Annotated in this window: 8 protein-coding genes; 5 read left to right on the top strand and 3 right to left on the bottom strand. The window is 43.5% G+C overall.

Going from position 1 to position 6,246, the window contains the following annotated elements:
* Positions 1–312, top strand: a 312-nt coding sequence (locus tag BUA78_RS08475) for an integrase core domain-containing protein (RefSeq protein ID WP_139257298.1), incomplete at its 5' end; no start/stop codon positions are given.
* Positions 313–454: 142 nt separating this feature from the next.
* Here the strand turns inward: BUA78_RS08475 and BUA78_RS08470 are convergent.
* Positions 455–1,390, bottom strand: coding sequence for a DMT family transporter (locus BUA78_RS08470; RefSeq protein ID WP_072913196.1), 936 nt, complete (start codon positions 1,388–1,390; stop codon positions 455–457).
* 148 nt (positions 1,391–1,538) lie between these two features.
* Here BUA78_RS08470 and BUA78_RS08465 point away from each other — a divergent pair, with 148 nt between their 5' ends.
* Together BUA78_RS08465 and BUA78_RS08460 are read left to right on the top strand one after the other, a co-directional pair.
* Entirely contained in the window at positions 1,539–2,006 is a 468-nt protein-coding gene (locus BUA78_RS08465; protein WP_072913193.1) for a hypothetical protein, read from the top strand.
* A gap of 217 nt (positions 2,007–2,223) precedes the next feature.
* Complete coding sequence (locus BUA78_RS08460; protein WP_072913190.1) at positions 2,224–2,826, top strand: DUF4397 domain-containing protein; 603 nt, start codon at positions 2,224–2,226, stop codon at positions 2,824–2,826.
* Between the two features lie 75 nt (positions 2,827–2,901).
* Here the strand turns inward: BUA78_RS08460 and BUA78_RS08455 are convergent, their stop codons facing one another.
* Entirely contained in the window at positions 2,902–4,080 is a 1,179-nt protein-coding gene (locus tag BUA78_RS08455) for an NAD(P)/FAD-dependent oxidoreductase (RefSeq protein ID WP_072913188.1), read from the bottom strand.
* A gap of 175 nt (positions 4,081–4,255) precedes the next feature.
* Between BUA78_RS08455 and BUA78_RS08450 the strand changes: the two genes are divergently transcribed.
* Positions 4,256–4,936 (top strand): heparan-alpha-glucosaminide N-acetyltransferase, encoded by a 681-nt coding sequence (locus BUA78_RS08450; protein ID WP_072913185.1) that lies wholly within the window; start codon positions 4,256–4,258, stop codon positions 4,934–4,936.
* Positions 4,937–5,001: 65 nt separating this feature from the next.
* Here the strand turns inward: BUA78_RS08450 and BUA78_RS08445 are convergent, their stop codons facing one another.
* Positions 5,002–5,268, bottom strand: a complete 267-nt coding sequence (locus BUA78_RS08445) for a TfoX/Sxy family protein (protein ID WP_072913182.1) — start codon at positions 5,266–5,268, stop codon at positions 5,002–5,004.
* Positions 5,269–5,432: 164 nt separating this feature from the next.
* On the opposite strand from BUA78_RS08445, the gene BUA78_RS08440 reads away from it, so the two are divergent.
* Positions 5,433–6,218 (top strand): undecaprenyl-diphosphate phosphatase, encoded by a 786-nt coding sequence (locus BUA78_RS08440; protein ID WP_072913179.1) that lies wholly within the window; start codon positions 5,433–5,435, stop codon positions 6,216–6,218.
* The last annotated feature ends 28 nt before the right edge of the window (positions 6,219–6,246 follow it).

Below are 6,246 nucleotides of genomic sequence, written 5' to 3'. Positions count from 1 at the left end.
CAGACCGTGGCGTTGGTTCTGGACACTGTACGTTCCGCTGTAGAAAAAGAAACGGTCGCCGGGGAGTTGCACCTCCACAGCGACCAAGGGTTTCAATATACCTCACAAGCATATTTTGACCTGACCCAAAGATACGGCATTACGCCGTCCATGTCAAGGCGTGGAAATCCTTATGACAACGCTTTAGCTGAGAATTTCTTTTCGTTCCTTAAAACAGAATGCATTTCCCGTCAGAGAGTGCAAACTTTTGAACAGGCACAATTATTGATTGATGATTATATCCATTTTTATAACTTTGAGCGTTTCAGTTAAAATACCGCCTGACCCCGTTTGAAAAACGGAGCCAGGCGGTGTAAATCAAAAATATTCTACGATTTGCTTTTCTTTTCCGTGTCTATTTACTCTGGTTCGGTTCACTAAGACTTGGCGGAGGCTGCTTTTACCTTTAGGCAAATTAGAAGTTTTTATACTTTTGGATTTTTGCCCCTTTAGCCGGTGAGACTGACTTAGTTGTTGTTTCACTCCTGTCCCTGGCGGAGATTACCAGCACTGCCCCTGCCAAAACTGCAACCCCTCCCATCATCTGCAGGAGAGATAGTCGTTCGTTAAACAACGCTGCAGAAAACCCGATGGTAATCAGTGGTTCAATCATACTTAAAATGGACGCCTTGGTGGACCCGATCAATTCAATACCACGGAAGAGGGTAAAAATGGCTAGCACAGTACAACACAAGGCTACCCCCAGTATGGCCAGCCAAGCCTCCCTGGTGAGGTTAAAGTCCAAAGCTCCCGTGGAAATCCCGATTACGAATATAGAAGTGGCAGCAGACAAACAAACGAAGGCACTGGTTACCATTGCCGACGTTTCTTTAACGACCCTGTTTCCCAGCACTAAATAGGCGGAATATACCAACCCTGCTCCAAACGCCAGCATTACTCCGGTGAGGTTGATATCACCAAAGGAAATACCCAACACCAGTGTAAGACCTACTAGTGATAAAACAATAGAAAAGATAATCTTTTTATGCAACTCCTCTTTATCCAGGAAAGAAGAGAGCACCGCTACAAAGACCGGGTAAATATAAAACACCAACACCGCCAGTGAGGCTGGAATATATTTAACTGACGAAAGATAAAGATATGATTGCAAAGTATAGATAACTCCGCCCATTAGAAAGAGATACTTCAATTGGGATCGCTGAACGGAAATTTTTCTTTCTTTATAAAGTAGGTAACTTAAGAAGAAAATCGCCGCCAAGGCAAACCGACCAAATAACAGGGTGGTTACCGAAGCCCCTCCCCCGTAGGCATACAAAGCAAAAATGGGAATTAAGCCAAACCCGGCTGCAGAAAGAAATACCAGCAACACGCCTAAATAAAAATGATTCAAAATACTCACCCGCTTTTTAACCTTTGATTTGATTTTATTTTGTTCTATTTACAGGGTCAAGATGACCTCTTTAAACATATTCTGGAAAATAAAGGCCTATGGGTTTATCCCGGAGTAGGGAATTTATTTTGTCGAAAGGAAGATGTCTATGTCCGCGGTTGGAATCCTGGGGATGCTCTTGGCGATCAGTGGTATTACCTTGGTGGTTACCTTTTTCGCTCTGGGCGGCCTCTACTTATTGTTCAGTTACGGACTTTACAAATTGGCCCAGCGGGCCAATGTAGAGAACAGTTGGCTAGCCTTCATTCCCATTGTGCAGTATTATATACTGGGAAAAGTCGTCAAGGAGGTAAAGATTGGTAGTTGGGTTGTGCCACACCTGGAGTGGGTATTGTTGCTTGCACCAGTTATTTATGGCATTTTGACCGGGATCCCGTTCCTTACAACCATAGCAGGCGTACTTTACCTCCTCTTTTATATTATTGTAACCTATACCCTGTTTAAAAAATATACTCCCCATGCTGTTGTAATGACAATTGTTGCCTTTCTCCTACCCTTTATGTATGCTATCTTTGTTTTCGCCATCAGAAACAACAAAGCCGTTATCCAACTTTAGTTTCCCATCTTAGGCCTTATTCATAGTGGATAAACACCATCTCCGGGAATGAAAAGCTTCAGGCTGAAATAAGCCTGCAGCTTTTTATTTGTCCAAGGGAAGCTGTATACTTTTCGATATGCAAAAAACGGATTCAGTGAATCACTAAATCCCTATCAATCATATGCTATAAAAGGAACACATTACTATTTCTTAGCATAGGGAAAGGTGTGATACCATGTCTAATATTCGCATCCTCAATGCATCTCCAGATGCACCAGCTGTGGATGTGCTGGCCAATGATATGTTATTGGCCCAAAACCTCTCATACCGAAATTTTACAGACTACCTCGAGGTGGCACCGGGAACCTATAACGTTAGGGTCTATCCGGCAGGCAACAGAACTAACCCATTTACCACCGCTGATATTACTATCCCTCCTCAAACCATTGCCACTTTAGCTCTGGTAGGCAGATTGCAGGATCTGGCACTGCAGTTAATCCCAGACCCTAAAGAAAGTATCCCCCCCGGCCAATTAAAGTTACGTTTTGCTCATTTGTCCCCCTTCACAGCCAATGTAGATGTCATCCTTAACAACTTCCGCTTATTTAATAACGTAGGTTATCGGGAGGTGACAGACTACCTGGCAATAGACCCTGGCACCTATACACTGCAGTTAAAGCTAGCAAGCTCCGATGAAGTGATGCTTACAGTGCCCAACCAAAACCTAACAGCAGGAAAGTTCTTCACAGCCTATTTGGTAGGACTGGTAGGATGTACACCTGGGTTGCAGTTATTGCTCCCGCTGGACGGTAACACCTACATCAACCCTGATGAGTGATCCTAAAAGTGGTTGTTAATGCAGTAAGAGGCCATTGGTCTAAAAAGCCAAAAGCCAACGGCCAATGGCCAATGGCTATTTTAATAGACGTTTCCTTAGGAGTTTAAATCCTCCCAGCGTATAGAAATATTTATGGGGTATCAGCTTCTTTATGCAGGCTGCTGGTGCCCCCTTGATTTTAAAGCTTTCACTTTCACCAAACCCCTGCTTCTTACCAATGGTAATACACAAAAGGATAAAGCTAGGCTGGTAAATTCTTTTGGGTAATCCGGTAATCTCGGCGTAAATATTGTAAGCTGCTGCTGCCCCGTGCTGCAGCGCCGCCTGAGCGGTCGGTAATATCGGGCGGTCCGTAGCAGGGTCCTTTACCAACGCACTGTCACCTACCCCATAGACACGGGGCTCCCCCACATATTGAAGGAATTGGTTTACCAGAAGCCTACCCCGCGGGTCTGTTTGTAGTCCCGAATCTTTTAATACGGAATTACCACTAATACCACCGGCCCACATTAGCAGGGAGTAGGGAATGATTTTACCCGAAGACAAATACACCGCATCATCGGTTACCTTTTTCACCAACACGCCGGTTAGCACCTCTACCCCCAATTTCTCCAGGGTTCTTTTGGCATACCGGCAAGTTCCCTCGGACATTCCAGGGAGCAGTTGGTTCGCTGACTCAATAAGAAGCACTTTGCTTTTAGCCCCTTGCTCACCCCGCGCCCTTTTCAAATAATCTGCCAGTTCACCAGCAAACTCCACACCGGTAAGTCCCCCGCCACCAATCACAAAGGTTGGTGTAGAGGTACCATCTGATAAAATATCTTGTACCCGTTTAAAAATCCCCTTAGCACTCTGAATGTCGTTTAGGCTGCGGCTATATTCCTGTAGCCCTTCGATCCCAAAATACTCCGTCCTGCTGCCTAAAGCAACTACCAGATAAGCAAAGGAAATTGGGGCAGCTTCTCCCTCTAAAAAAATCTGCCGTTTTGCTATATCAATCGCTGTCACTGTGCCCTCTATGAAGGACACCTTCTCTTCGGACAAAAATTCTTGCAGAGGCACTATAATATCTTTGCATTGTTTAGTACCTACAGCCGGTTCATACAGTTGCGTCATCAGCGTATGATAGGACTGCCGGTTAATTAACACGATGCGAATATCCTGGCGGCCCGTTAAGTACTTGCTCAACTGCTGGGCAGCTCGAATACCGCCGTAGCCTGCTCCTAAAACCACAATATCTGTCGTAGTAACCACTATCCGCTCCTTATGTTTATCTAAACTATTGTCTTAGAAATTCCCGTAAACTCGCCTTCCCATTCCGGGAAGTGTTCATTCTGCCATTTGATCTAACAACGGGTGTGCGGTAAAATAAACCAATGGCAGCAAGTTGTTTAATGTAGTCTCTACTCTGTTTAAAAGGATCTGTCCAATGAAATCTTCCAGAGTTCGTATATGGGAACTTGATTTTTTACGTGGTGTAGCCATCTTGCTAATGGTAATATTTCACTTTATTTATGATCTAAATGCATTTTATCAGGTACCGATTCAGTACGACCAGGGTCTTGTTTATTATATCGGTAAGGCTGCCGCGACTTTATTTATTATTATTGCCGGCATTAGCAGTTCCTTAAGTAGAAGTAATATAAAACGGGGCATCAAGCTACTTCTTTGGGGTATGGTCATTACCCTTGCTACCGCCATCACTGTCCCAGGGTCAAATATCATCTTTGGCATACTTCATTTTCTCGGGGCCAGTATTCTCCTTTATCCCTTGTTTAAGCGGCAAAAGCCTCTATTACTTCTTTTTGAGGGTACTGTCATTATCCTGGCTGGTATTGCCCTGGATAATATCACCATAAGTAACAACTGGTTGGCCCCTCTGGGCCTGCCAGCAGAAGATTTCGTTTCCGTGGATTATTATCCATTAATGCCTTGGTTTGGTTTATTCCTCTATGGGGTGGCCTGGGGACAAATTCTCTACCACGATAAAAAAAGTCTGTTTTATTTTAGACCTAGATACAGCCTATTGTCTACCCTTGGTAAGCATTCTTTACTAATTTACCTCATTCATCAGCCCGTGCTCCTGTTATTTTTTTATCTGATATTTTAAGATTTAAAGAGCCTTGCCCACCTGGCAACGCTCTTTAAATCTTAAAAACCCATTTCAATTCCTTTTTAAATATGTTTATTTTTTATCGTAGTTAAAAATTCTTGTAAACTTTTTTTAACTTCAGCTGATAAATAATGCCATCGGACACCCTGTACTGCTCCTTCCAGGGCATATAACTTATTAATACAACCATCTCGGCCTTGTAAATTCATCCGGCGAAACGCCTCTCGACTGCCTACTCTTTTCAATTCCTGCGGGCTATCAATACCCACCTCAATTAGTTTTTCTTCAAGAATTTTACCAATATTGGGTACTCCCCGTAGGTCTCCCAAACGTCTACCTCCCCTTAGGTACTATCCCTTTCTATATTTTATCACAAAATAAGCAATTTTTACCATTCACTATCCATAAAATTCCGTAGTTTTGCTATACACAAAATATTTTGGTTTGTTATAATAAGCTTGTTGTCTGGATATATATGAAACCGAGGTGACTTATGGAAGATATCGTAAAATCGTTAATTTTGGGTATTGTCCAGGGATTTACTGAGTTTCTCCCTATTAGCAGTACCGGACATTTGTTGTTAGGCAGAAAGCTAATGGGGCTTTCTGAAGCCGGATTATTTCTGGATACCATGCTGCACCTGGGAACCCTGTTGGCAGTGGTGGTAGTTTTTTGGCAGGATATTGTTTATATGATTCGGCGACCCTTTAGTAAACTATCCTTACTGGTGGTAGCCGCTACCATTCCCACCGCCATCATTGGTTTGACCTTTGAGGATTTCTTTGAAGAGATTTCCAAAACCGGTGTAACAGTAGGCTGGGAATTCCTGGTGACCGGGGTTATTCTCTGGGTGGCTGACAATATGAAACAAAAGGGCACCAAACATATGGATCAAATATCCTTTAAGGATGCCTTAATAGTAGGTACTTTACAAGGGGCAGCCATTTTGCCCGCCATTTCTCGCTCCGGTCTGACCATAGCGGGTGCTTTATTTCGAGGCATCAATAAACAGGCAGCGGCCCGTTTCTCTTTCCTAGTTTCCCTGCCGGCGATCTTAGGAGCAGTGGTCTTGCAAACTGCCAAGCTGGCTGGCGGTCAGGCAGAATCCATCGGCTTTATTCCACTGCTGGTGGGAACCATAGCCGCCGCTATCTCAGGTTATGTGGCTGTTAAATGGATGCTAAAGATTTTGCAAACAGGTTCCCTAAAAATATTCTCAATTTATGTTTGGATTCTGGGTATTGGCATCTTAATTGCCCAATTCTTAGGTAAATTTTAAAAAAGAAAAGAATACCTTCTCCTTTAAA

The organism is Desulforamulus aeronauticus DSM 10349 (genome assembly GCF_900142375.1).
Taxonomy (GTDB): domain Bacteria; phylum Bacillota; class Desulfotomaculia; order Desulfotomaculales; family Desulfotomaculaceae; genus Desulfotomaculum; species Desulfotomaculum aeronauticum.
Note: the sequence above shows the minus strand (reverse complement) of the source record. Positions and strands in the feature narration are given on the sequence as shown.

Excerpts from the sequence above, each read along its gene's own strand:
- BUA78_RS08450 (WP_072913185.1), top strand. The coding sequence starts at position 4,256 with ATGAAATCTTCCAGAGTTCGTATATGGGAACTTGATTTTTTACGTGGT.
- BUA78_RS08460 (WP_072913190.1), top strand. The coding sequence starts at position 2,224 with ATGTCTAATATTCGCATCCTCAATGCATCTCCAGATGCACCAGCTGTG.
- BUA78_RS08465 (WP_072913193.1), top strand. The coding sequence starts at position 1,539 with ATGTCCGCGGTTGGAATCCTGGGGATGCTCTTGGCGATCAGTGGTATT.
- BUA78_RS08440 (WP_072913179.1), top strand. The coding sequence starts at position 5,433 with ATGGAAGATATCGTAAAATCGTTAATTTTGGGTATTGTCCAGGGATTT.